The sequence below is a fragment of the Streptomyces cyaneus genome (genome assembly GCF_004028635.1).
Classification (GTDB): Bacteria; Actinomycetota; Actinomycetes; order Streptomycetales; family Streptomycetaceae; genus Streptomyces; species Streptomyces cyaneus.
Map to the genome: position 1 here is coordinate 987816 of NZ_RQJW01000003.1, position 23589 is coordinate 1011404.

At 71.3% G+C, this 23589-nt stretch carries 14 protein-coding genes; all 14 read right to left on the minus strand.

Features of this window, described 5'->3' with window-relative positions; all coding sequences use genetic code 11:
• Window positions 1–24: 24 nt before the first annotated feature.
• The 14 genes from EHO50_RS13355 to EHO50_RS13420 are packed head-to-tail and all read right to left on the minus strand — an operon-like array spanning window position 25 to window position 23567.
• Window positions 25–2220 carry a hypothetical protein gene (locus EHO50_RS13355; protein ID WP_128430114.1) on the minus strand — a complete coding sequence of 732 codons (2196 nt, stop codon included), beginning with the start codon at window positions 2218–2220 and terminating at the stop codon, window positions 25–27.
• The gene (locus EHO50_RS13360) at window positions 2220–6041 is read right to left on the minus strand and encodes a putative baseplate assembly protein (RefSeq protein WP_128430115.1); all 3822 of its coding nucleotides are present in this window, start codon (window positions 6039–6041) and stop codon (window positions 2220–2222) included. The genes EHO50_RS13355 and EHO50_RS13360 overlap by 1 nt, the downstream gene beginning before the upstream one ends.
• Window positions 6038–9157 carry a putative baseplate assembly protein gene (locus EHO50_RS13365; protein WP_128430116.1) on the minus strand — a complete coding sequence of 1040 codons (3120 nt, stop codon included), beginning with the start codon at window positions 9155–9157 and terminating at the stop codon, window positions 6038–6040. The genes EHO50_RS13360 and EHO50_RS13365 overlap by 4 nt, the downstream gene beginning before the upstream one ends.
• Window positions 9154–9549 (minus strand): GPW/gp25 family protein, encoded by a 396-nt coding sequence (locus EHO50_RS13370; protein WP_128430117.1) that lies wholly within the window; start codon window positions 9547–9549, stop codon window positions 9154–9156. The genes EHO50_RS13365 and EHO50_RS13370 overlap by 4 nt, the downstream gene beginning before the upstream one ends.
• Window positions 9546–9881 carry a hypothetical protein gene (locus tag EHO50_RS13375; protein WP_128430118.1) on the minus strand — a complete coding sequence of 112 codons (336 nt, stop codon included), beginning with the start codon at window positions 9879–9881 and terminating at the stop codon, window positions 9546–9548. Before EHO50_RS13375 ends, EHO50_RS13370 begins: the two co-directional genes overlap by 4 nt.
• 23 nt (window positions 9882–9904) lie before the next feature.
• Window positions 9905–10441, minus strand: a complete 537-nt coding sequence (locus EHO50_RS13380; RefSeq protein WP_128430119.1) for a phage baseplate assembly protein V — start codon at window positions 10439–10441, stop codon at window positions 9905–9907.
• 44 nt (window positions 10442–10485) lie between these two features.
• Window positions 10486–11625 carry a hypothetical protein gene (locus EHO50_RS13385; protein WP_128430120.1) on the minus strand — a complete coding sequence of 380 codons (1140 nt, stop codon included), beginning with the start codon at window positions 11623–11625 and terminating at the stop codon, window positions 10486–10488.
• Window positions 11618–12004 carry a LysM peptidoglycan-binding domain-containing protein gene (locus EHO50_RS13390; protein WP_128430121.1) on the minus strand — a complete coding sequence of 129 codons (387 nt, stop codon included), beginning with the start codon at window positions 12002–12004 and terminating at the stop codon, window positions 11618–11620. The genes EHO50_RS13385 and EHO50_RS13390 overlap by 8 nt, the downstream gene beginning before the upstream one ends.
• A gap of 10 nt (window positions 12005–12014) precedes the next feature.
• Window positions 12015–12701: a hypothetical protein gene (locus tag EHO50_RS13395; RefSeq protein WP_128430122.1), complete on the minus strand. Its 687-nt coding sequence runs from the start codon at window positions 12699–12701 to the stop codon at window positions 12015–12017.
• Window positions 12702–12735: 34 nt separating this feature from the next.
• Window positions 12736–13302, minus strand: coding sequence for a HEAT repeat domain-containing protein (locus EHO50_RS13400; protein ID WP_128430123.1), 567 nt, complete (start codon window positions 13300–13302; stop codon window positions 12736–12738).
• Between the two features lie 13 nt (window positions 13303–13315).
• Window positions 13316–20278 carry an eCIS core domain-containing protein gene (locus EHO50_RS13405; RefSeq protein WP_246101130.1) on the minus strand — a complete coding sequence of 2321 codons (6963 nt, stop codon included), beginning with the start codon at window positions 20276–20278 and terminating at the stop codon, window positions 13316–13318.
• Window positions 20275–20598 (minus strand): DUF4424 domain-containing protein, encoded by a 324-nt coding sequence (locus tag EHO50_RS13410; protein ID WP_246101131.1) that lies wholly within the window; start codon window positions 20596–20598, stop codon window positions 20275–20277. Before EHO50_RS13410 ends, EHO50_RS13405 begins: the two co-directional genes overlap by 4 nt.
• Window positions 20589–22589 carry an ATP-binding protein gene (locus EHO50_RS13415; RefSeq protein WP_128430124.1) on the minus strand — a complete coding sequence of 667 codons (2001 nt, stop codon included), beginning with the start codon at window positions 22587–22589 and terminating at the stop codon, window positions 20589–20591. Before EHO50_RS13415 ends, EHO50_RS13410 begins: the two co-directional genes overlap by 10 nt.
• Window positions 22590–22622: 33 nt before the next feature.
• A complete protein-coding gene (locus EHO50_RS13420; protein WP_128430125.1) occupies window positions 22623–23567 on the minus strand; it encodes a Pvc16 family protein in 945 nt (314 codons plus the stop codon).
• Window positions 23568–23589: the final 22 nt, after the last annotated feature.

A 23589-nucleotide genomic window follows, 5' to 3' on the forward strand; every position in this document is an offset into this window, starting at 1 on the left:
TTCGCAAAGTCGGTTGGGTGCCGCTCACGTCACGAAGAAGATCCCGGCGTCCGTGCCCGCCGGGGTGTACTCCGCGAGCCGTGCCCTGAGGCCGTCCTCGCGCTGCGGCCGGTACAGGTCGTGGAAGGCGCCCATTTCGGCGCCGTCGTCCGAGCCGCGCCGGATCTCCTCCGCGCACCGGTCGGCGAGCAGTCCGTACCAGGGCGTCCCGTAGCGCTCGGAGGTGAACAACGGCCGTACGCGACCCGCCTGTTCGGGCCCGGCCAGGTCGGGCCGGCACCGGAACCGGCGCGGGGTGCGCGACCCGGCCGGAACGTACGAGTACCGCAGACAGCCGATGCCGCGCCGGGCCACGTGGAGCCGCCCGGTGAAGATCGAGTTCTCGGCGATCTTCACGGCGTGCGTGTGGATCTCGCCGATGACGGTGGTGCGGTGCAGATGCAGTACGGCGTGGGCGTGACGGCAGTCCGGTGCGGACAGGGCCTCGCGGTCACTGCCCGTCGCGTCGAGGATGCTGTCGCGCAGGTGGATGTCGAGCGGTTCCTCGCTCACCTCGTCGCCGATGACCTCGATGGTGCCGAGGATGCTGTGCTCGACCTGGAGGCACGCGGTGGTGCGCTCCAGGACGATGCTGGGTTCCTCGGGCGAGTGCGGCTCGCACTCGGGCTCCAGGGACCAGCCCGGGACGAGCGTGGAGTGCCGTACGACGACAGCGCCCACCGGCCCGGTGACGTTGATGCCGCGCCCGGCGACCAGCAGACCGTCGAGGACGATGCGTGGGCGCTCGTGCGGGGCGCAGTCCTCGGACACCGCACGGATGTTGAGGGCGTCGGGACGGTTGCTGTACCAGTCGAGCAGGCGTATCACCGGCCGGGTGCCCTCGGCCGCTCGCACTTCCAGGTGGTCGCCGGGGTCGAGGTCGAAGTCCAGCTGCTCCTGGTAGGCGCCGCTGTGCGTGATCTCGATGATGCCGGCGGGGCCGGTCCGGTCCGCGCGCCGGTCGTGCTGCCAGGCCCGGTAGGCGTCCATGATCTGGCGGTACGGCTGCCCCGGACCGACGCGGTAGACCTCGGCGTCGGGGCGCGGCTCGCGGTCGAGGCGGTCGTACTCGCCGCCGCCCATGTCGGCCGGGGACGCGTACTGGTAGTCCACCCACACACCCTGCCTGGGCGCGGACCGCGCCCCGAACGCGATCCGCCCGAGCTCCGGGTCGACGGCGACCTGGCCGCGCCTCGGCCGGTAGCGCCAGTCGGAGAGGTTGGCGACCACAATGTCCGACGGCGGCACGGGCTGGTCCTCGCCGTCGCGCCGGATGACGAGGCTCTTGCCGGGGCCGTAGTAGTCGGTGAGCCGGTCGTGGAGCTGACGGCGGGTGATGAACGCCGGGACGTTGTCGATGGTCGCGATGTGCGTGGGCGACGGCTCCGGGAACGGCTTGGTGACCAGCGGGGTGTCGTTGCCCAGGATCGAGAAGGTGTAGAGGTTGCGGGCGCGGTCGATGCAGTACGCCGGGGACTGGGTGAGCGAGTGCGCCTTCAGCCGCCAGACGAAGAGCGCGACTCCGGCCGGCGTCCAACCCCCTTGCCGGTGACGGGAGTTCGCCCGGCGCACGTCGACCGTGCGGGCCGTCGCGCCGAAGGGGCCGCCCGCGAGGTCGAGGGCGGAGTTGTCGCGCAGGTCGACCAGCCGGCCGCGCTCGCCGCGGTGGACGCCTGTGTCGCCGTACAGCTTCACGGGCTGGGTGTGGGCGACCTGCCGGGACAGCTCGACGGCGCGGGCGGGCCAGCCGGTGACCTGGTCGGAGAGTTCCTCCAGGAGGTGGAGGGTGCCCTTGCGCCGGCGGCCCGCGACCGTGGCGGCGACATCGGCGCGCGGGGCGACGGCCTCAGCGAGGGCGGCTCGGCCACCCTCGTGCAGGCCGGTCGTGAGGACACGCTCGTAGCCCGGCAGGGTGCGGTAGCCGACCAGATCGCCGAGGTACGGCAGCACCCAGGGCGCCGCCGTCTCCACGAACAGGTCCTCGTAGCCCTGCTGAACGCCGTCGCGGACCCGGTCGAGCTGCTCGGCGATCACCGCGAGCAGCGCGCGCAGCGGCTCTCCCTCCTCGGCGTCGCGCAGCAGATGCCAGCGGGGCAGCAGCTCGGCGAGCCCGTCGGGTTCCCTGGACGTCGTCGTCGGGGTCGCGGTCTCCAACTGGACATCCGCCGAGTACGCGGCCATCACTTGACCTCCGTCAGAATCAGGGTGTCCGCGGCCTTCGGCGACAGCAGTGCGAGCTGGGCCGGGCGGATACCGCGGAAGACGAACACCGACCGGCCCTTGGCCAGGCGCCGGGTGTCGGTGATGTCGGGGTTCAGGCGCAGCAGTTCGGCGAGCGGGACGCCGTACTTGGCGCAGATCTCCGACAGCGTCTCGCCGTTGGCGGCGCGAACCGTGTGGATCTTCTCGTCGTACGTCGCCGGGTGCGCCGGGACCGACGACTTCGGCGGGCCGGGGTCGGTGAGGAGCCCGGTGAGTTCCTCGGGCGTGGCGGACGCGGGCACGCCGGTGAAGACGTCGACGTCGATGTAGTCGACGCCGGGCACGGAGTGGGCCGTGGCCAGGACGTCGGAGAGGCGGGCAGGTCGGCCCAACTCCCTTCCGTCGTAGCCGAGTCGGCGGAGCAGGGCCTGACGCAGACGCGGCTCCACGACTTCCCAGGCGTGGTCGCGGGCGACCTTCACCTTGGCGGCGACGAGCAGCAGGACCAGCTCGCGTACGTCCACCCGGACGGGGAGGTTGAGGTCCCCGTACTCGGTCAGCGCACCGCGCAGGGCCCTCAGCGTGTCCGAGTCGCCGTCGATCGGCACGTCGTCCGTGCCCGCGACCGTCACGTGCAGCACGCGCCGCCGCCCGTCGAAGAGTTCGCGAGCCGACGCCCGGCCGATGCCGGCGCGGGAGCGGGCGAAGTCCTCGTAGTCGGACGCGGAGACCAGGCGGTCCAGCGCCGAGACGGCGAGCGGGATCGTACGGCGGGTCAGGCCGGGGCCGTCCGCGTCCGCGCCGCCCTTGGCCGGGCGCGGGTTGGTCACCTGGGTGACGCCGAGCGGCCGGGTGAGGGGCTGGGTGATGCGGTCGGCGGCGACATTGGCGGCCTTGCCGGTGCCGAAGCGGTAGCGGGCCCGGATGTTCTCGTGTCCGCTCGGCAGTCGGGCGCCGTTGACGCCGTCCCCGAAGGTGACCGTCGTGCGGCCGTCGGCGGTGGAGCCGGTGATGTAGACCCGCTCGCCCGGGCCGCGTCCGGCGAGGCTGTCGACCTCGTGCCACAGCACACCGTCGACCCGGAGCTCCAGCACGGGAGTGGCGCCGAGCGGATTGTCGTCGGCGAGCCAGGTGAGCGGGGACTGCCACAGCGCGAACGTCTGGTTCACACGGTCCGAGTCACCGCTGCCGATGGCCTCCTCGCGGCTCTCGCCATGGGTGGCCTCGACGACGTTGCCGAGGACCTTCACCGTCTCGCGGCGGTAGCGGTGGGCGAGGTCGGACGTCAGGGTCAGGCGGGTGTGGACGTGGTCGCCGGGGAGTCGGAGATCGACGGCCGGGTCGGCGGCGGCGATCGTGACGACCTCGGTGGCCCGGACGCCCGTCGTGCCGGGGATGTCACTTCGCTCGCCGCTCACCATGAGCGTGCGTCCGGGCCGCAACCCGTCGTACAGCTCGGCGAGTTCGATCTCGTTGCCGTGGACGTCCTCGCCGAGCGGTTCGTCGGCGAGGCGGAGCGGCTCGCCGGCCGCGTGCACGGTGGTGTCGCGGATGTGCGAGAGCAGGACGTCGAACTCGTCCAACCACGGGTCGGCGAGGGTGAGTTCGGTGCCGCGGCCGGTGATGCCGTAGTTGGTGTACGCCGCCGTACGCGCCGCGACGACCTGGGTGGTGACGAAGGCGAGCCTGGCGTCGCCGGGAATGCCGTCCTGGGCGCCCTTGGCGGGGCGCTGGATCGCGACCCAGCTGCCGACGGTGATGCCCGTGTGGACCGAGTCCAGCTGGAGGATGCGGCGGTTGAGGGGCTCCGGCTTGCTGGCGATCACGACCTCGACGTTGGGCTCGGTGGTCCCGACCGCGTACTTGAGGCTGACCTCGTACTCGCCGTGCGTGAACTGCTCGCTGCCGTTCGGGCGCAGGGAGATCTGCTCCGAGGTGCCGTTGTGGATGCCGACGTGGACCAGGCCCTCGTCGTCGGGCCGGGACACGAAGAGGGTGCGCTCCGGCAGGCCCGAGTGGAGGCGGGCCGTGACGCCGGGCTCCTGGGAGTCGGTGGGGCGGCGGTTGAGCCAGCTGAGGTCGCGGTCCTGGCCGGAGCGCACCGACAGCTCGACCTGGCCCGTGCCGAGGGGGAAGTTCACCGGCTGGACGACGGGCAGGTTCTCGGCGCGCTGGTCGGAGCTGCTGCCCTCGACGTACTGGAACTCGGCCCGGACCGGCGTCCTGCCCGACGTGTCGTACACGACCCGCATGCTCGCCAGCACGGCCCCCGTGAGCGGCCAGTCGGCGGTGCGGATGACCCGGCCGCGGTCGTCCTGGACGGGCTTGAGCGGGGCCGTGGCGCCGAAGGGGGCGGCGGTGACGCGCATGGCGAGCAGTTCGCGCAAGAGCTGCTGGGCGCCGGGGGCGGCGGACGCCGCTTTGCGCCAGGCCGGGTAGAGGCTGCCGAGGCCGGGGTTCAGGGCGGCCAGCAGGCGGGCGGTGTCGCTGCCGGGGCGCTGGTGGCCGGTGCCGCCGGAGGGGGCGGGCGTTGAGGCGCGCAGGGCGGGGAGGACCGCGCCCAGGGCTTGGAAAGCCGCGGCGCGCGCATCACCCCCAAGGGGCGCGGGGAACTGCGCGACCAGCCCCAACGGCGCGGCAGACGCTCGACGACCCTCCGCGGCACCCTCTTCGGCCGTCTGCGCGGGCGCCAACTCCAAGGCTCGCTCCGCCAGTTCCGCCAGCACCGCCTCCAACTGCTCGAACCACGCCGCGACGTCCTCATACGGCTCGGCCAGCACCTGCGCCTCCCCGAGCCGCGCCACGGGCTCCGCAAGCCGCGCCGCGAGCCGCTCGGGCGTCTTGATGCCGTCCAGGTCGTCCCGCAGGGGCGCCAGGACCTGGTCCTCGAAGTCCTCGATCAGCCGGCTGACCGGGCGCGGGTTCGGGACCTGAGGCGTCGGGGGCTCGTCGCCGGGCTCCCCCGGGGCCGCGGGAGCGGCGGTCCAGCGCCGTACCTCGTCGACGAGCTCCTTCAGGGTCGGCGGGGCCGACTTCGGCAGGGAGATCGCGGTGATCTCGTCCTCCCGGTCGACGCGCGTCTTGGCGACCGGCAACAACGTGCGCTCGCCGCCCGCCCGTTCGCCGAAGACGAAGAGCAACTGGTCGCCGGTCTGGAGGGAGTTCGCCGTTCCCTCGACGAAGAGCTCCGAGCGGCGCTCCAAGTCTTCGGGCGTGACCAGGGAGGGGCGCCGACGGCGTACCTTCAGCTCGTTCCAGTCCCAGCGGGCCGTCAGGTCACGGCTTGTCTCGAAGGTCAGCGACTGCTCGTCGGCCGACGCCGGCACGCTGTGGCTGCGGGCGCCGCGCGGGATCAGCACGGGCAGCGCCTCGGCGCGCGGGTCGCGTTCCAGGGTGTACGCGAGATGCGTGGCGGCGGCGACGCCGGGGCGCGGACGGTGGCCGACGAGGCGGCCGAGCAGGACCAGGGAGCGGTGCTCGTTGGCCGTGCGGATGTAGGCCTCGTCGGCGATGCGCTCGGAGTGGAAGGTGAGCAGGTCGCCGAGGACGGCGGTGGCGTCGAGGAGGCCGATCGCCGGGTCGTCCGGGGTGCGGACGGTGAGGCCGCCCAGTGCCGGGTACGCCGGTGAGGCGAGCCGGTCGAGGAGAGCGGACAGGAAGGAGCCGTACTCGCCGACACGGTAGTCGAGGGCGGTGCGGCCGGGCGGGTTGTGCACGGGGGCCGGGGCGAGGCGCTCGTCGTCGCCGCCGCGGCAGGCGCCGCCGCAGGTGCACTCGTCGGTGATCGTGCCCTCCGTCATCGGGCACCTCCCAGGGAAATCGCCAGCCGGCCGTTCTCCGGCCGGTCCGGGTCGTTGTCGCAGGTGGCGATCTCCAGCGGGCCGAGCCGCAGCACGCCGTCCTCCCTCTCTCCTCGGTCCGGCTCGTACAGCCTTTGCAGTCGGGTGACTTGGACGCTCTCCACGCCGGGGACCGCGGCCGCGACGGCGACGAGCCGGCTGAGCCGTACCGGTTCGCCGAAGGTCAGCGCATCCGGGTGGAAGAAGCCGAGGCGTCCGTCGGCGAGGCGGCCGTTGCCCAGGACGCGGTACAGCTCGGCCAGGATCTGCCCGTGCTGGTGCCCCGGCTTGGCGCACACGGTCAGCGCGATGTCCAGCGGGACGAGCCGCGCGGCGCCGACGACTAGGTCGTGGCCGATGCGCCGGTACGGCTCCAGGGACTGGGCGACCCGGGCCAGCAGCTCGGCCGAGGGGGCGCCGGCGCCGTACGCGTCGATCGCGACGTGCGCCTCCTGGACACTGCCGGTCCAGCGCAGGTCGGCGGCCGCGCGCTGCACGCCGGGCAGGGCGGTGGCGAGGGCCGCGTAGTCCTCGGCGGTGATCGCGCGCAGCCGGGTGCGGCGCAGGTCGAGCGGGGCCAACTGGCGTACCTGCTCCACGGGTTCGGGCTCGATGCCACCCTTGGCGGGCAGCGGGTTGCGGACCACGGCGGCGGGCGGCGGCGCGCAGTCGGACTGGACGACGAGGTGGTTGATGGCCTCCGCGCCGACGTTGCCGGCCGTTCCGCCGCCGAGACGGTAGTGCAGGGCGAGGCGGGATCCGGGCGTCGGCCTCGCGCCGTGCCGCCCGTCACCGAAACGCAGGGCGAGGCGCCCGTCGTCCTCCAGCTCGCCGACGAAGTGCCGGTCGCGGGGGCCGCTGTCGAGCAGGTCGCGGCGCGGCTCCCAGACCTTGTCGTCGTCCTCCCCATGAAGGCGTACGGCGGGCAGGGCGCGGCGCGGGTCGAGGTCGAGCGCGGCGGTCGCGGAGCCGCGCAGCACCGGCTCGTCGGGGTGCAGTCCGGCCGCGTACGCCGGGCCCCAGCTGTGGGCGATCTCCCAGGCGATGTGCCCGTCGAGGACGGTGCCCGCGCGGGCGCGTGCCGTCAGGACCTCGATCCGGCGCAGCTTGGCGTCGAGCAACTGGTCGCTGCGGTGCAGGAGTTCACGCAGGGCTCGGACGGGATGGCGGCGCAGCTCGATCCGCTCCAGGATCCTCAGGCCGTAGATCACCGTGAGTTCGGCGATCTCCTCCGCGCCGAGGCCGTCCCGGTCGCGGGCGCTGCGCCACAGCTCGACGAGCCGCTGCCGCACCCGGCCCGGAATCGCGGCGATCCGCTCGGCCTGCCCGGCGGCGACGGTGCCGAGGTCGGGGAAGGGCACCGCCTGCGCCACGGGCGCGCGGCCGAGGACGGGACGGAAGCGGGGCAGGATGCCCGGGTAGACGGACTGGGCCAGCAACGTGCGCAGGGCGGCCGCCTGGGCGTATGCGGTGCCGGGTACGACATGCTCGTGGCGCTGGCCGGCTCGTTCCAGGCCGAGTCCGGCGCGGTTGGTGGCGGATTCGCCGACGACTTCGAAGAGCTCACGGATGTCGTCGGGGGTCAGCGCCTCGCCGGATTCCGCCTGGTCCGTAAGGGAGTTGATGAGCCGGGCGGGCGCGTTGCCCTCGTCGCGGTCGTAGCAGCCGGCGGAGGGAGGGTCGCAGGGGGCGACGACGGCGGGGAACTGCGGGACGGTGAACGTCTCGGGGAGCCCGTGCAGGGTGCGGCCGTGGTCGACGAGGACGACGTTGCCGCGCGCGAGGGTCACGCCCTCGACGGGCAGGCAATCACGGCCGCCGCGCGTGGCCAGGCAGAGCGGGAAGCGCAGGGCGTCCTCGGCCGCCCACGTGACCTCGAGGACGGGCTGGTCCTCGATGCGGTCGACGGCAGGGGTGACGGAGGTCAGGCGTACGGCCTGGCGGTGGCTCGGGTCGGCATCGCCAGGGGTGCCGGTGCGCGGGCCCTTGACCTCCTCCAGGACGAGCAAGTCGCCGGGCTTCAGGTCGAGTTGCCGTTCGCGGCAGGTCTCCGCGTCGACCCACTCGTCGCGCAGGGTCGCGGAGGTGGCGCCCTTGGGCAGGGTGCACACCTCGCCGCCCCAGGTCCACAGCCCGATCGCGTTGTGCGCGACCCGCAGCTCCAGCGGGTCGACGGTGACGACCGGTTCGAAGACCTCCACCGAGCCGCGCTCGTCGAGGTCGCCGAGGTCGGCCTCGACGATGACGGTGCCGGGTTCGGGCCGGTCGTGCGGGTCGAGGGTGCGGACGTCGACGGAGGCGAAGCGGTAGGTGCCCGGGGCGAGCGTGTGGTCGCCGGCGGTCTGTACGGCGACGTAGGCGCGGGCCGTGCAGCCGTCGTGCATCGCGTAGTCGATGAGCCGGACGTGACGCCGTACGGAGACGCGGCGGCGCGCGGTGTCGAGGTAGGCCTCGGTGGCGACGGCGTCCTGCTGATAGCTGATCTGGTCGCCGGTGTAGGCGAGCAGCTCGACCAGGGTCATGCCGAGGTCGGCGGGGTTGCGCTCGACCCAGTCGGGGGTGGTGAGCGCGAGCCGGTCCAGGAGCAGCTTGCGGATGGTGTCGTAGTCGCGGGCCGTGTAGTCGACGACGGGCACGGTGGGGTAGTCCGGACCGGCCTGCTCATCTTCCTTGCAGTCGAAGGGAGTTGGGCAGTCGGGCCGGAAGGCGAAGGTAGCGCTGTGGTAGCGCTGGTCGAAGCCGCGGAAGGGCTCGGTGCCGGGGCGGCCGTACGGGTCGGTCTCCACGAGGGAGAGCCGGTAGCGGGAGGTGTCGCCGGCCTTGTCGAGGGTGACGTAGAGCCGGTCGTCGAGCTCGGGATCCTCCTCGCGCTCGACGCTGACATCGACTGCGGTGATGCCCGTGATGCGGCGGCCGCCGTCGACGCGGACGTTCTCCGGGCCGAGGCCGTGGGGCGCCTTGCCGAGGAAGGTGACGGTGAGCAACAGCCCGTCGTCATCGACCTCGACGGAGTCCACTCCGTTGAGCTGGGCGGCGCGCACCTTGGTCCGGCGGGAGGTGGCGGTCGTACCGGTCATGCCGTGGCCCTCCCTTCGAACACGTCGTCGCGCCGGGTGCCGTCGGCGCGTATGGCGTACGACACGTACACGCGGACGACGTTGTCCTCGCTGATCACGTCGAGGGCCTCCACGTCGATGAGATCGCCGAGCCAGCGCTGGAGCGAGGCCTGGACGGAGAGTTCGAGGGTGCTGATGAGTTCCGGGCTCGTCGGTGCGAAGACCAGGTCGAGTAGTCCGCAGCCGAAGTCGGGGCGCATCACGCGTTCGCCGGGGCTGGTGAACAGCAGCTGTTCGATGAGGTCGTGGACGTGCTCGCCGTGGGTGGCGTGCGCGGTGCGGCCCCGGCGGTCGGCGCGGAAGGGGAACGCGATGTCGGAACGGGGCCTGGTTCCCCGGCTGGTGGGACTCATCGGACGGTGACCTTTCGCTGCGCGGCCTGGACGACGGGCGGCCCCTGCGGCACGAACGCCGCGGTGAAGCACTCGGCCGCGGAGGTGTCCAGCAGCACGGGCGCACCGTCGGCGGTGATGCCGGTGCCGTCGGCGGTCCAGCGGACCGTGACGCAGGGTGCGGGCACCCCGTCCACGGTGTGCGGGCAGCCGGTGACGACGTAGCTGTGGGCGGCCGTGGCGACGGCGGCGCCACCGGCTCGTACGCCGCCGGAGGGTGTGGTGGCGGCGGTGACCCGACCGCCGTGCGGGCAGCCGATCACGGCGTCGGCGTCGAGCAGACTCCCAGGCATTTTCTTCGGTTCCCCCGTCTTTCTCATCGCTTGGAGAGCACGGTCAACTGGCCCTCGTTGATGGTCACTTCACGGCCGCGCAGAATGACTTCCGCCCCCGCGCCGGTCGCGATGACCACGGCCTCCTTGGTGATACGGATGTACGCGCCGCCCTGGGCCTGGAGGAGAATCCCCTGCTCGGCACCGGGCGTGTCGTTCATGACGAGCTTGTGCGCCTGCGGCGTCTGCACGACGACGGGCTTGTCGGGCGAGTTGGCTTGGAGTTCGCGGCGCGCGTCGGGCGGAAGCTCGTCGGCCGCCCCGTACCAGCACCCGGTCCACACCGGGAAGCTGGGATCCCCCTGCTCGAACTCCACCCACACGCCGGCGCCCGGCGGCGGCACCACGAACAGCCCCGACTCAGGTCCGGTGAACGGCAGACAGGGCAGCGCCCAGGTGGACGGCTCGTCGCCGAGGACGTCCGGGACCTCGACGGTGATGCGGCCGATGCGCAACGGGTCGTCGTTGCTGACGACCCGGCCGCGGAACTTGCCGAGGTAGCGATTGCTGGGTGCCGCCATGGTGGGGTTGCTCCTGGTTGATGGGTCGTGGGGTTCCGTGGGTGTCAGGGCCGGACGTAGTCGCTGCGCGCTTCCAAGCCCTCCCTGGAGAGGGTGAAGTTCTGCTGGTACGAGCCCGGGCGCAGGTTGTGCGTGACGGACTTGACGAAGTAGTCGCCGTCGTAGGCCCGTCCCGAGCCGCGTACGCCGACGAGCTGGCGGGGCTGGAGGATGTAGCCGTGCCGGATCACGTCGAGCGAGCCGGAGCCGGAGACGACGTCGGCGGACACCGCGGCACGGGCGAGGAGTTCCGCCTCGGCCTGCTCGCGTTGCTGCTTGGCGGTGCCGGAGAGGGTCCTGCGCTTGAGGGCCGGGGTGGGCCGCTTGCCGAGGGGCGGGCGCAACGGGCTGATGGACGGCTGTGGGAGCAGGGCGGACTGCCGGGTCTCGGGGTTCTGCCACCGGGCCTGCGGCTCTTCGCGCGCGGTGCCGTCGTACGCGAACGTCAGCTGATCGACCGTGGAGTTGGCGTCCATGTTGACGTTGAGGGCGTGCTGACGGATACCGAGTCGGACCTCCGGCCCCCAACGGGCGGAGGACTGACCCGGGTTGGGGCCGGGCTCCAGATAGAACGTGTAGCCGTTGGCGCGGGCGAGCTCGGTGACGTACTGCAGGTCGGTCTGCGTCTGGTAGTGCACCCGCAGGTCCTGGTGCGGGGGCTGGGAAATCTTCTCGTTGTAGACATCGGGACGGATGCCGTAGTCGGAGTACCGGCGAAGGATGGCGAGCACCCGCTCGGACGGCGGCAGGTTGGGGTACCGGGCGGTGCGCTCCTCCAGGTCCATGAGGAGGGTGAGGTCCTCGCCGGTGACGGTGAGGGTGGAGTGGCCGGGCTGGTTGCTGGCGCCGACCTCGTGCCGGACGATGAGCCCGTCGAAGAGGACGTCCGGGGTGCCCTTGACGGCCACGGTGACGATGAGCCGGGTCTTGGGATCGAAGAACCCCTCGGGCAACAGCCGCCGGCTGATGATCCCGTTCTTGGTGAGATCGAAGGCGAGCTGGAAGCCACTGCGCTCCCCCGCCGTGGCCGTGATCTGGGCGGACAGCAGGGCCTCGGTCACCTCGGCCGGGACGGGCCGGGCGAGCTTGGGCCCCATGAGGAGCGTGATGTGGACGGGGCCCTGCCCCACGGGCAGATCAAACACGCCGGTCTCCCCTGCCGCCCGGGAACCCGCCGGCGAGCGGGATGTCGATGACGCGCCCGGCCTCGTCGGTCAACTCGCGTGGATCGAGGACGGGGTTGGCGTCGGCTATCTGCCACCACTGGCCGGGGTCGCCGAAGTAGCGCTGGGCGAGGAGGTCGGGGCGCTCGCCTGCGCCGACGGTGTGGGGCTGGGTGACGTCGCTGTCCGGGGCGGTCTCGTCGAGCGGGGGGAGCAAGCGGCGCTTGGTGTAACGGACTTCGGTGCCGTCGGCTCGGCGATGGATACCGATCTCGGCGTCGTGGTACCGGCTGGTGCGGGGATAGGGATGCGCCCCCGGGATGGCGTCCAGGGCGTTCTCGTACGGCTCGATCTCAGCCATGGTCTGCTCCTCAGCCCCTTCCGATCACGGCGTTGGTTCCGGCGAGCCCGAGCCCGCCGAGGCTGCCGCCGCGCGCGGCTGCGGCGAGGCGTTCCTTCTGGGCGAGGTGCGCCAGGTAGAGGTCGGCGCCTCGGTGGCCCGCGGGGAGGTCGCTGACGGTGAGGATCTTCATGCCGATGCTGAGGGAGGCCCGGATGGGGTTGAGGTTCACGTCGAAGGCGGACTCGTTGACGGAGAGCTCGGTGAGCCGGACCGGCATGACGCGCTTGCTGCCCCAGGTGAAGAGGGTGAGCGGCATCTCGATCGGGCTGATCTCGATGGCACCCTTCTGCGACAGCTTGCTCGCGGCCCGGAGTTGGGCGACGGTCGGCTGCACCAGCATTTCGAGGGTCGCGAGTTGCGGGTGGATGCCGTCGGGAGCGGCGACCTCGAACTGGTCGGTGGCGTCGATCTCGGCGGTGAACTTCCAGGTCTCCTGGGCGGGGCCCTTGAGGCGCAGAGCTTCGTTGCGGTCACCGCTACCGGTGCCGCCACCTCCGGAGTCGCCACTGTCGCCGGCGGACTGGGGGGCGACACTGCGCTCCAGGGTGTCCGGGTTGAACTGCAGGACGATGATCCGCTGGGGGGTGCCGGTGTCGGGGTTGACTACGACTATTCCGGAGCGGATGGGTTTGGGGATGTCGGCGTAGCGGGTCACGTTGTTTTCACCTGGTCTGGTTGAGGTGGGACGCTCAGTTCTCGGAGAGGTCGAGTCCTTCGATCAAGACGCCGGCGTCGCGCCGTACGCCCTCGTCGGCATCGTTGTTCTTCATGTCCGTGGCCAGGCTGCGCAAGGACGGCCAGGCGCCCAGGTAGCCGATTCCCACCAGAACCGCATGCCGGACATCAGGATCCGGATCGGCGGCGACTTCCCGGAACTTGGCCGCAAGGGGACCGTTCTCCTGGAGAGGCGCACTCACCGCCGACAGGTAGATGCCGTGGACCTTCTCGTCCCGGTCACGCGCCCGGGACAGGAATTCAAGCGCCTCCTCGTGTGTCCAGCACGGAAGTCGGCTGGTGACGAGATGACGGATGTTCTCCTCGCCCGCACCGTCGATGACGAGATAACGAAGCCCGGTGATGTGGTCGCCGAGAAACGTGATGACCGTGTCACCGTTCATCGTCTCCCAGACCTCGCGCTCCGGGAGCTCACCCTTACGGCTGAAGGAGACGGTGTTCCAGTCCTCGCGCCAGGAGAGAACACCGACGTCGTCCAGCGTCACTTCACGCTTCAGGACCACGCGAACTACCGGTGACATTTCAGTGTTCCTCTCAATTGATGCCGTGATGCCGTCTGATGAACTCGACGATGTAGTCTACGATGTCCTGCCGACTCGCTCCCCATACACTTCCGGAGCCATCAAGCTTCATGACGACCCATCGCGTCATCACGTCGATCTTCCTGAAGCTCAACTCGCCGCGTTCCTCGGCACTTCCGTATTGTCGCTGAGAAGCGCGAAGTGGTCCTACCGTACCGCGCACGCGTTCTGTCAGGATTCGGGCCTCTTCCTCAGCGGTCGGAAGTGTTTCCGCCCTGTCTTCTGCCTCGAGTCCGCGAGTTGCCCGTGTCGCTCCCTCCATCGAGGCGGGATACCTACCGCGACCGCCGGTCCTGCGCGGTTTGAGTTTCGGCTTGCGCCGCCTTCTGGGCTTGCCGTTCTTCGTCTTGGCCGGCTGCGCAGGCGGGGCCGGCGGCGGTTGTTGCGAGGGATCGGGTTCGAACTCGGCGAATGCCTCCTCGAACGACATCTTGCCTTCTGCGATCAGATCCATCGTCATGGGTGCGAGTGCGGCGTTCTCCGGGTCACGGGCGGTTTCCCGCACATACATGAGCCATGCGACGCGCCCCAGCGTCTCCTGCTCCGCCTCGCTGAGCACGTCGGGCCACCGGCCGGTGCGCAGGAAGTTTCGGATGGTGCGCGCGAGTTGCGCGTCACCTATCTGTGTGGCGTTGAGTGCGGAAATTGTCTCCGAGTTCAGGCCGACGCCCTCGGGGTTCTTCTGCAGACGCTGGTTGATGTCCTTCGTGTGCTGGTTTATCTCCGGATAGGAGGCGGCATCCATGACGAACGCGTTACGGGGATCGAAGGGTCGAGGTTCTTCACCCTCGCGCGCCTTCGGCCGGAAATGACGCTCCGTGATGCGCTGCTGGGAATCGCCGATCGTGTAGTCCATACGGCTGCGCGGAATGTCCGAACCTCGGTTCAGCATGTGCAGCGCCGCACCTGGAATTCCAGCTCCACCACCCGCGTGTGGAACGTTCTGGATGTCCTCGGTTTCCAGGTCCGAGTTGTTGTCTCGATAGGACCCCGCTTCCTCCGATCTGAACTGCTCGGCGGCGCCGGTGATGCGATCATCCTGAAGGAACGCGACGACGGCATCCTGGACTATGGAGCGCAATTCCTCCGGATTCGGCGTGTACGGGCGCGCGGCCGATCCCTCAGGGTTGAGCTTGGCGCGTATGTCCCGAGTGGTTCCGGACCCCTGGGCCGCGAGTTCGTTCAGCCGGTACCAGGCCTTCATCCCGGCGAGGGTCAGGCGCAGCGGTACGCCTGTGGTGCCGTCACCGAGCATTCTCTGAAGCCGGGGCCTGATGCGCGCCAGGATCTTCTCCAGCCGTGCATCCTTCGCATCTTTCGAATCCTCTTCCTTCTTCCTCTGGTCCTTCCGCTGCTGCTTCTCCTTCTTCGGGTCCTTGTCCTTCGGCTTCCCGTCCGTGTGCTTGTCGCGCTTCGGCTTCTTCGGGGTCTTGGTCTCGTGCTTGGGCTTCGGCTGCTTGCCGTCTTCCTTCTTCTTCGGCTTGCCGGGCCTATCGCCATCCTTGTCCTTGCCCTTGTCCTGATCCGAGTCGGGCTTGCGCTTGCCCGGAGTGTCCTTGCCGTCGCCCTTCGGCTTGCTCGGGTCCTGGTCCTTCGGCTTGTCCGGCGTCTTGCCGTCGGCGTCCTTGGGCTTGCCCGTGGTGTCCTTGTCGTCCTTGGGCTTGTCCGAGCCCTTGCCGCCGCTGTCCTTCGGCTTCGTGTCCGGCTCGGGCTTCGGCTTGGCCGGCGGTTCCGCCTTCGGCTTGGGCTTTGGTGGCGGAGTCGGCTTGGTGTCCGGCTTCTCGTCCTTGTCCTTGGGCCGGCCGTTCTTGTCCTTGCTCGTCGCAGGCGTGGGCTTCTTGGTGTCGGCGCCCTGCGTCTTCGGCTTCCCAGGCGCGCCGTCCTTGCCCTGCCCCGGCTTCGGCGTCGTAGCCGTCGAAGGCTTCCCGTCCGCGCCCGGCTTCTTCGTCGTATCGACCGGGGGCTTCTTGTCTCCGCCCTTGTCGTCCGACCCGTCGGCCCCCGCGCCCTTACCTCCGCCCGGCTTGTCCCCCTTGCCCTTGCCGAGCCTCGCCGCGATGTCCTTGAAGCGGCGGCCCACCTTCGCCACGTACTTGCCGATGCCGCTCAGCAGCGCCTCGTAGGCGAGTTCCAGGAGGGCCACGATGCCCGCCGCGACCGCCTTCGCGAAGAGGACGCCGGCGCCGCCCTGGCGGACGGCCTTCAGCCAGTCGAGGACCGCGCCCATCGCGCGCAGGATTTCGCCGAGGGCGCCGATGGCGGTGCGGATCGCGTCGATGACCGCCATGACCCAGCCAGCGCCCGGGATCAGCTTGGCGATGACCTTGGTGATGACGATCTCGCCGATGATGAAGGGGAGTTGGGGGACGATCGCGTCCCAGGTCTCCTTGACGATCTGGTCGAGGGCGATGCCGCCCTTGATCAGCTTGTCCAGGATGGCCTTCGGGATGCCGATGATCTCTTCGATCTTGGACTGGAACCAGCCCTTGACGGCCGCCTTGACCTCGCGGAACAGGTGGTTCTTCGCGCCGTCCACCGCGGAGTTCTTGGCGCCGCCCAGCCAGCCACCGGGGTCGGAGAGGAAATCGACCGCGATCAGCATGAACTCGCCGAGCGCGCCCAGCAGCTTGGAGGCGAAGTCCAGCACGGCCTTCACCGCGTCGACGATCGCCTTGACCACATCCAGGAGCGCCTTCTTCAGGACGTCCAAGATGCTGCTCAGGAGCTTGCCGATGGCGTTCAGGAGGTCGCTGATCGCCTGCTTCAGCGCCTCGGCCAGGCGCTGGACCAGGGCGATCGCCGCTGCGATCAGGTCCGTGATGAACTTGCGGATGCGAGCCGCGAGTTCGATGACGGCCTTCACCATCGCCACCGCGAACTCGATCAGTTCCTTGATGAGGTTCTTGATCGCTTCGACGATGTTCTTGCGGGCCTCGTTGATCCAGCGCTCGACCGTGTCCTTGAAGTTCTTGATGAAGCCGACGACCGCGTCACGCGCCGCCCGGATGACCCGGACGATCGCGTTCTTGATCTCGATGACCTTCTGCTTGATCCAGTCGAAGGCCTTGGTGATCCAGTTTCCCGAGTCCTCGACGGCGCCGTCGCGTTGCTTCTCCGCGTCGCGCTCCGCCTTCTCGCTCTCGTCCTGGATCTTCTTGTCGCTGCCGTCCTTCTCCTTCTCGACGTCGTCGTCGGTCTTCTTTTCCTTGTCCTCGACGTCCTTGCGGACCTTGTCGTGCCGCTCGGTCTTCTTGTCGCCGAGGCTCTTGAGCTCCTCGTCCTGCTCCGTACGCCAGTCCTCGCGCTGGGCGGTGACCTCGCCCATCGCCTTCTCGCGCTCACCGGCCTGTGTGTCGGTGTTCTTCGCGATCTCGGCGTCGACCTGCTGCTTGTGCTTGGCCTGCGAGTCGCGGAAGTCCCGGTCCTTGGCCTGCCGGCCCTCGGAGATGCCCTTCTGGCCGTCGCTGAACGCGGCCTGGAACTGCGGCCCCTGCTCGTGCTCGGCCACCTCGGAGGCCGCCTCCGGCGGTACGGCGCCGGTCGTGCCGCCGCCCTCGACCGCCACGCCCTCGCCGCCCTGCGCCCCGGGTACCTGAGCGCTCAGTTCCTCCTTGGGGGCGTTGGGGTAGACCTGGTCCTCGCCCATGCCCCGGCCGGAGTCGTCGCGGGCCGTCGCGACGGTCTCCTGGCCCTTGGCGTCCACATGGCCGCCCTGCTCACCGGCGCTCTGCTCCGCGTCGCCCTTGAGCTCCACTCCCGGTGCGTTGCCCGCCTGGGCCTGCTTGAGCGCCTCGTCCTTCGTGGGCAGCCCGGCGAACTTGGCGGCCAGCTCCTGCGGGTCCACCTCGAAGCCGAGCCAGCTCGCCACCTTGCCGATGCCGAAGCCGAGGGCCATCTTGAAGGTGTCCCAGCCGCTGGGCTCCTCGGCCTTCTCCGCCTCGATCTGGCCCTCGGGCTCCTTGGCGCCCTCGACCTCGGCGTTCTCCTGCTCGGGAGCCTGGGCCTCTTGGGGCTTGTCCTGCGAGTACTCGGCCGGGGCGTCCGTCTTCGGCTTGCCCTGCAGCGTCTGCGGCGCGCCCGCCGGGCGCTGCATCGAGGGGGGTGCGGAGGCCAGCGTCTTGTGTTCGTCGCCGACCGTGCGGTCCACCGCGCCGCCGACCCCGCCCATGGCCTGAAGGGCCTTGTGCGGCTTGAGCTTCGAGGCCGTCGCCAGACCGGCCTCAGGGGCGACCCCGGAGAGGTTCGGGACCGCCCCCGAGTCCTTCTTGCCCTTGCCGCGGGCCGGTGCGGCCCCACCGCCACCGCCTCCGCCGCCTCCACCTCCGCCGCCTCCACCTGCGGAGCCACCACCTGCGGAGCCGCCGCCGCGCGCAGCCTTCGGCGCCGGTGCGCTCTCCGGCTCGGCCTTCGCTTCCGGGGCCGCCTTCGCCGACGCCGGCTCCGACTTCGCGGCCGGGGCGGGCGCAGCCGTGGGCCGCGCTGCCGCCGATGACGTCTCCGACTTCGTAGGCGCTTCCGTACGGCTCTCCTGCGCCGGCGCCGCACTCGCCGTGTCGGCACCGGATGCCCCGGAAGTCCCGGACGCCCCGGACGAGTTCGCCGTGCCGCCGCCACCCGCGCCGCCGGACGTCCCAGGCGCCGTGGCCGCGTTTCCGACGGCGGACGCGTCCTGCCCGGCACCGGCCCCCGCACTCTGCTCGCCCTGAGCGCCGGCCTCGGCCGAGCCACCACCGGCGCCGCCACCACCGGCCGCTTCCTTCGCCCCGGCGTCACCCTGCGCCGACTGGCCGCCCTTTGCCTGCGGTGACTCCTTCTCCGGCGCGGCGCCACCCTTGTCGCCCGCCGCGGCCGTGCCCTTCTCCTCCTTGTCGGCCGACTCCTTGGCCGCACTGCCGCCCTCGGACTTCCCCTCCTGCTTGCCCGGCGCCTCCTGCACCGTGGTCTGCGCGGCGACCGGCCCGGCCTTGGGGTCGTCGCCGCTCTTGGGGTCCCGGGTGCCCGGTGCGGGCCGCGCGGCGGCGGCTTGCTCCAGCGCCAGGCCTCCCGCCCCGAGACCGCTGTCGGGCCCGCCCTCGGTCTCCGGGGCCGACGACTCCGGCTCCATGGCGGAGTCGGCCGGCTCCTCCTCGGGCTCGGCCGTGTCGTCCTCGGCGTCCTCCGCCTCCCGTTCGGCCTGGATCTGTTCGGCCTTCGTGGGCGGCGGGGCTGGAAAGGACGGGGCCGTCTGCGCGCCGGCGGACGAGGACCGGTCCTGCTGGTCCGCGGTCGGTACGGCGGACACGTCGAGGTCCTGCTGCGGTACGAAGTCCTCCGGCTGCAGCTTGACGTCCCAGGCGCTGGGCTCCTCGCCCCCGACCTCGACCTCCGACTCACTGCCTGAGCCGAACGGATCCTCGTCGGTCTCCTCCTCGCCGACGAGGTCCTGGTTGCGCTTGCCGTCCAACGTGCTGGACTTGCCGGGCAGCTGCGTGTCCTTGCCCGCCGCCGTCGGCGAACCGGTCGGCTTCTGCTGCCCCCGCTTGTCCTGCTGCTTCAGCTGTCGTCCGGCCACGGCGGCCTCGGCCGCGCCCGGCCGGTTCTGCGCCGCGGACTCCTCCTTGCTCGCGGCGGCCGCGTCCTGCCGTTCGGTCTGCTCCTGGCCGCCCTTGTCCTTCTCCTTGCCGGCCGCGCCCCCGGACTTCTCCTTGCCGCCCGACTCCGCGGAGCCCGAGCCCGACGCCGAGCCGGCGGACTTGTCCTCCCCCTGCTGCTTTCCGCCACCGGAACCCGACGAGGCGGACGAGGCCTGCTCCTCCCGCGAGGCGGCCCCACCGGACGCCGAGCCCCCGCCCGATCCGGTTCCCTGAGCCCCCGGCGCCTCCTGCCCCGCCCCACCAGGTGCACCCCCGCCCTGCGGAGTGGTCCCGTGCTCCTGCGTGCCGCCGTTCTGCGGAGTACTCCCGGCCGCGCCCTCCTCGACGGCCTGTTCCTTCTCCGGCCCGGGCGCGAGACCCGGCCGCTCCTCCTCGACCCGCCGCTCCTCGACCGCCCGCAGCGCGTTCTCGCGCTCGGTCCGCACCTCCTGCGCCGTGTCCGGCTCGACCTCGGGGGCGTCGTGCGCGTCCCGTTCGAGGCCGTCCTCGGCGTAGTCGTCGTAGGCCTCGATCTCGTCGACGAGGTCGAGGACCCGGTCCTGCTCCGAGCCGAGCAGTCGGCTCTCCAGGCGGACGAGGACGCCGTCGAGCAACTCCTCGGGCAGCCGGGCGAGTTGCTTGCGGGTGCGCTGGGACAGGTCCTCGGGGTCGCCGCGCAGGGAGCGTACGACGGAGTTCGCGAGGCGGTCGACGAGGGTGGCGGGGTCGATGGCCTCGGCGCGATTGCGATCGGCATCGACGGTGGCATAGCGCAGCCAACCGGGTGTGGCCTGGTCCTCCGCCACGTCAGCCGTGGACTCCTCCAGCCCGGTGGCCGAAGGACGTACGACATCCTGCGCCCCCGCCTCCGCCTCCCGCTCGATCGCCTGCTGAGGCAGACTCACCGCGCCCAGCTCACGCCCGGCGCGCAGGGTGCCGAGGCCGTGCGGGTTCTGGACGGTGTGCAGGAGCTCGTGGGCGAGCAGGCGGCGGCCCTCGTCGGTGCCGGGCTTGAAGGCGCCCTCGCGGAAGAAGATGTCCTGGCCGACGGCGACCGCGTCCGCGCCGAGCAGCTCGGTCAGCTGCCCGGCGTCGCGGTCGGTGTGCAGACGGACGCGGCTGAGGTCGTGGCCGAGCTGTTCCTCCAGCTCCCGTCGTACGCCGGGATCGAGGGGCTGGCCGGCGCCGCTGACGATGTCTTTGGGTTCCGGTGTGCGGGACTGGGCGGCGCGTTCCTTGCGCTTGCGGCGGCGCTGTTCGGCCGACTGCTCCGAACGGGCGTCCTGGGACTGGGAGTTGCTCACCGGGTCACCTCCCCGTGGCCGCTGAGCCCCTCGTGCACGACTCGGGCCAGTTCCTGGCCGAGGCGGCGAGCGGACAGGCCGGCGGGCAGCGGCGGGAGGCCCTTGAGCGCATCGAGGGTCAGGGCGCCGTCGGCGGCCAGCGGGACGCCGTGCGCGCGGACCAGACGGCTCAGTTCCTGTTCGAACGCGGCGGAGACCCGCTCGGGGTCGACCCGGAAACCCTGGAGGGAGAGTTCGCCGATCTCCACCCGGATCTCGCGGGGCTGCTCGGACGCGCCGCTCGCGACCGTCCGGGCCGCCGGCTCCCTGTTCAGACCCATCCGCGGACCTCCGTCGGCGTCAGGGAACGCTCCAGCTTCAGATACTCCGTGCGGGCCGCCGCCAGCATGTGCCGCATCTGCAGCCGGTCGCCCTCCTCGGCCGCGAGGAAGGCACCGGACAGCGCGATGTTGCGGATCGAGCCGCCCGCGACGGTGAGTTGGGCGAGGAGGGCCGGGTCGATGTCCTTGACGGGCGCCCGCGACGGCAGCACCCGGCGCCAGATCTCGGCGCGTTCGTGCTCGGCCGGGAACGGGAAGTCGACGACGAAGCGGATGCGGCGCATGAAGGCGGTGTCGAGGGCCTTCTTCATGTTGGTGGTGAGGATGGCGAGGCCCCGGTAGGCCTCCATCCTCATCAGCAGATAGCTGACCTCGAGGTTGGCGTACCGGTCGTGGCTGTCCTTGACCTCGCTGCGCTTGCCGAACAGGGCGTCGGCCTCGTCGAACAGCAGCAGGGCGCCGCCGCGTTCGGCCGCGTCGAAGACCCGGCGGAGGTTCTTCTCGGTCTCGCCGATGTACTTGCTGACGACCTGGGAGAGGTCGACGATGAACAGGTCGAGGCCGAGTTCCTTCGCCATCACCTCGGCGGCGAGCGTCTTGCCGGTGCCGGAGCCGCCGGCGAACATCGCGGTGACGCCCAGGCCGCGGCGCAGGGTGCCGGCGAATCCCCACTCCTGGTGGACGGTCGCCCGCTGCCGCACATGCGCGACGATCTCGCGCAGCACGCCGGTCTGGCGCTCGTGCAGGACGAGGTCGTCCCAGCCGGCCTGTGGTTCGATACGGCGTCCCAGCTCGTCCATGCCGATCCGGGCCTCTTCCAGGCCCGCGCGCCAGGCGAGTTCGGCGGCGTCGAGTTGGTCCTCGTACGGCAGGCGGCGGCGTACGGTCGCGGCGGCGGACCGTACGACGTGCGGAGGCAGTTGGAACTGGGCGACCAGGGAACGGAGTTCGCCCTCGTCGAGGTCGGCGACGGGCTGGAAGGCCTGCGCCCACAGGTCGACCTGCTCCTCGTCGTCGAGGCGCGGGACCGCCACGCGTGCGCCGTGCGGGCGGTCCGACCGCAGCGGGTCCTCGCTCGACACGACGACCGGTACGGCGGCCCCGGCCAGGAAGGCCTCGGTCGCCGCCCGCTGGTCGCGGTCCAGGTCCCCGACCTCGACGAGCAGCGCGGCAGGCAGCAGGATCGCCTCGCGCTGCCAGAGCCGGGCGAGCCGGTCGCGTTCGGCGGGGTCGGTCGGTACGTCCTCGGCGCCCATCGCGTACAGCCCCAGCCCGGACCTCGCGGCCGCCGCGGCGGCGATGTCGGCGCGGCTGCGCAGGTCACCGCCGGTCACCTCGACGAGGGGCGGCGCGTCCGGGCCCACCCCCGTCGTCCAGCCCTCGGCGACACGGCTCGCGGCCACGTCGTACGACGGTGTCAGCTGCTCGGGCACCGGGGTGCGGCGCAGACGACCGTGGAGGCGGGCGTCCAGGTAGGGCGAGCCCAACAGGAAGTGCAGGATGCGCTCGTCCAGGCGCAGTCGGGAGGTCGTCAACCGGGACTCGTCGTCCAGTTCGACGATCCGCCAGCGGCGCAGCGGCGCGACGGGGGTGAGCGCGCTCCAGTGCGGTTCGGCGAGGGCGGCCAGCGCGAGCGAGAAGGTCGGGTACGCGCGCTGCGGATCACCGCTGGCCGCGGCGCAGCGGGCCGCCGTCGTGGGGTCCAGCTCGTCGGCGGCGGTGAGGAGGATCAGGTCGCGTTCGAAGGGGGTGAGGCCGAAGCAGGTGAGGAGGGCGTCGAGGGGGGCGCTGCCCGGGGCGGCCAGGGGGGCCGGGCTCGCGGAGCCGGTGGCGTTCGCCGCGCCGGGCTCGGCGTCGGCCCGCCCGGCGCCTGCCGCGTGGGCGTCGATGCGGGACAGGACACGTCGCATCTCCGCGGTCAGCGTCATGCCGGCGTCGTGTCCGTCCGCCGTCGCCGAAGTACCCGGCGTGTCCCGCTCGTTCGTCCCCATGTCCTCACCTGCCCCCGTCGTTCCCATGCCGTCTCAGTTCTCGGCGCCTTCGGCCGTGCTGTCCGTCTCCGTGCCGCGCGCGGCACCGCCCGTCGACTTGCTCGGCTGTGCCGCCTTGCGGCCTCGCGGCGGAGCCTTGGCAGGCGCTTTCGCAGGCGATTTCGCCGCCGCCTTGGCAGGCGCCTTCACCGGCGCCTTGGAGGGGGCCTTCACGGGTGTCCGGGCGGCAGGCTTCTCAGGTGTCTCGGCCTTCTCGGCCCTGTTGGCGACCTCGACGTCACCTCCGGACCTGCCGGCCGACTCGACGTCACCACCCGACCTGCTGCTTGACGCGCCGTCACCGATCACCGGCGGCACCGGAGCTCCCGGAGCCCCGAACGGCAGCACCCGTACCTCGGGCCGCTCGACGGGCTTCGCCGGTACCGGTGTCTCGCGGCCGTCGATGAAGATGAGGGTCGCCTGGTAGACCACCGACAGCGAGTACGGCGTCTGGTAGAGCATCCCCCACAGCTTCGACGTCTCGTCGATGTCCATCACCGTCGGTGTGAACCGCACCCGCTGGACGGCTTCCGCGAGATCGCTGCCCACCAAGTAGGGGCGTTCACCGGCCTGTTCGATGACGTCCTTCGGCAGGATCGGTATCTCGTGCAGGGTGCGCACCACGGAGCCGATCAGCCGCTGCCCGACCAGCTCCGTCTCGTCCCCGTACGCGCTGATCAGATAGTGCAGATCCAGCGCGGCGGCCGGCCGCTTGATCAGCGTGCCGTCGGAGGCACGGGTCGGCAGGTCGTTGCCTCGCATCGAGGTGTTGGGCGTGACCTGGTAGAGGAACACGTTGATGGTGGGCTGGTCCGGCGGATCCGCCGGCGGCTTGCGCGGCTCCACCTTCACGGCCTCGTCGAACTCCGGGCCCAGGTTGGACTCGAGCAGCAGGGCGAGGGCCTGGGTGACATGGGCGATGGCGAGTGCGTTGCTCATGAAGTCGGTTCCTCGGTTCCTC

Excerpts from the sequence above, each read along its gene's own strand:
- EHO50_RS13355 (WP_128430114.1), bottom strand. The coding sequence starts at position 2,220 with ATGGCCGCGTACTCGGCGGATGTCCAGTTGGAGACCGCGACCCCGACG.
- EHO50_RS13365 (WP_128430116.1), bottom strand. The coding sequence starts at position 9,157 with ATGACCGGTACGACCGCCACCTCCCGCCGGACCAAGGTGCGCGCCGCC.
- EHO50_RS13370 (WP_128430117.1), bottom strand. The coding sequence starts at position 9,549 with ATGAGTCCCACCAGCCGGGGAACCAGGCCCCGTTCCGACATCGCGTTC.
- EHO50_RS13380 (WP_128430119.1), bottom strand. The coding sequence starts at position 10,441 with ATGGCGGCACCCAGCAATCGCTACCTCGGCAAGTTCCGCGGCCGGGTC.
- EHO50_RS13415 (WP_128430124.1), bottom strand. The coding sequence starts at position 22,589 with ATGGGGACGAACGAGCGGGACACGCCGGGTACTTCGGCGACGGCGGAC.
- EHO50_RS13390 (WP_128430121.1), bottom strand. The coding sequence starts at position 12,004 with ATGGCTGAGATCGAGCCGTACGAGAACGCCCTGGACGCCATCCCGGGG.
- EHO50_RS13375 (WP_128430118.1), bottom strand. The coding sequence starts at position 9,881 with ATGCCTGGGAGTCTGCTCGACGCCGACGCCGTGATCGGCTGCCCGCAC.
- EHO50_RS13360 (WP_128430115.1), bottom strand. The coding sequence starts at position 6,041 with ATGACGGAGGGCACGATCACCGACGAGTGCACCTGCGGCGGCGCCTGC.
- EHO50_RS13420 (WP_128430125.1), bottom strand. The coding sequence starts at position 23,567 with ATGAGCAACGCACTCGCCATCGCCCATGTCACCCAGGCCCTCGCCCTG.
- EHO50_RS13410 (WP_246101131.1), bottom strand. The coding sequence starts at position 20,598 with ATGGGTCTGAACAGGGAGCCGGCGGCCCGGACGGTCGCGAGCGGCGCG.
- EHO50_RS13400 (WP_128430123.1), bottom strand. The coding sequence starts at position 13,302 with ATGTCACCGGTAGTTCGCGTGGTCCTGAAGCGTGAAGTGACGCTGGAC.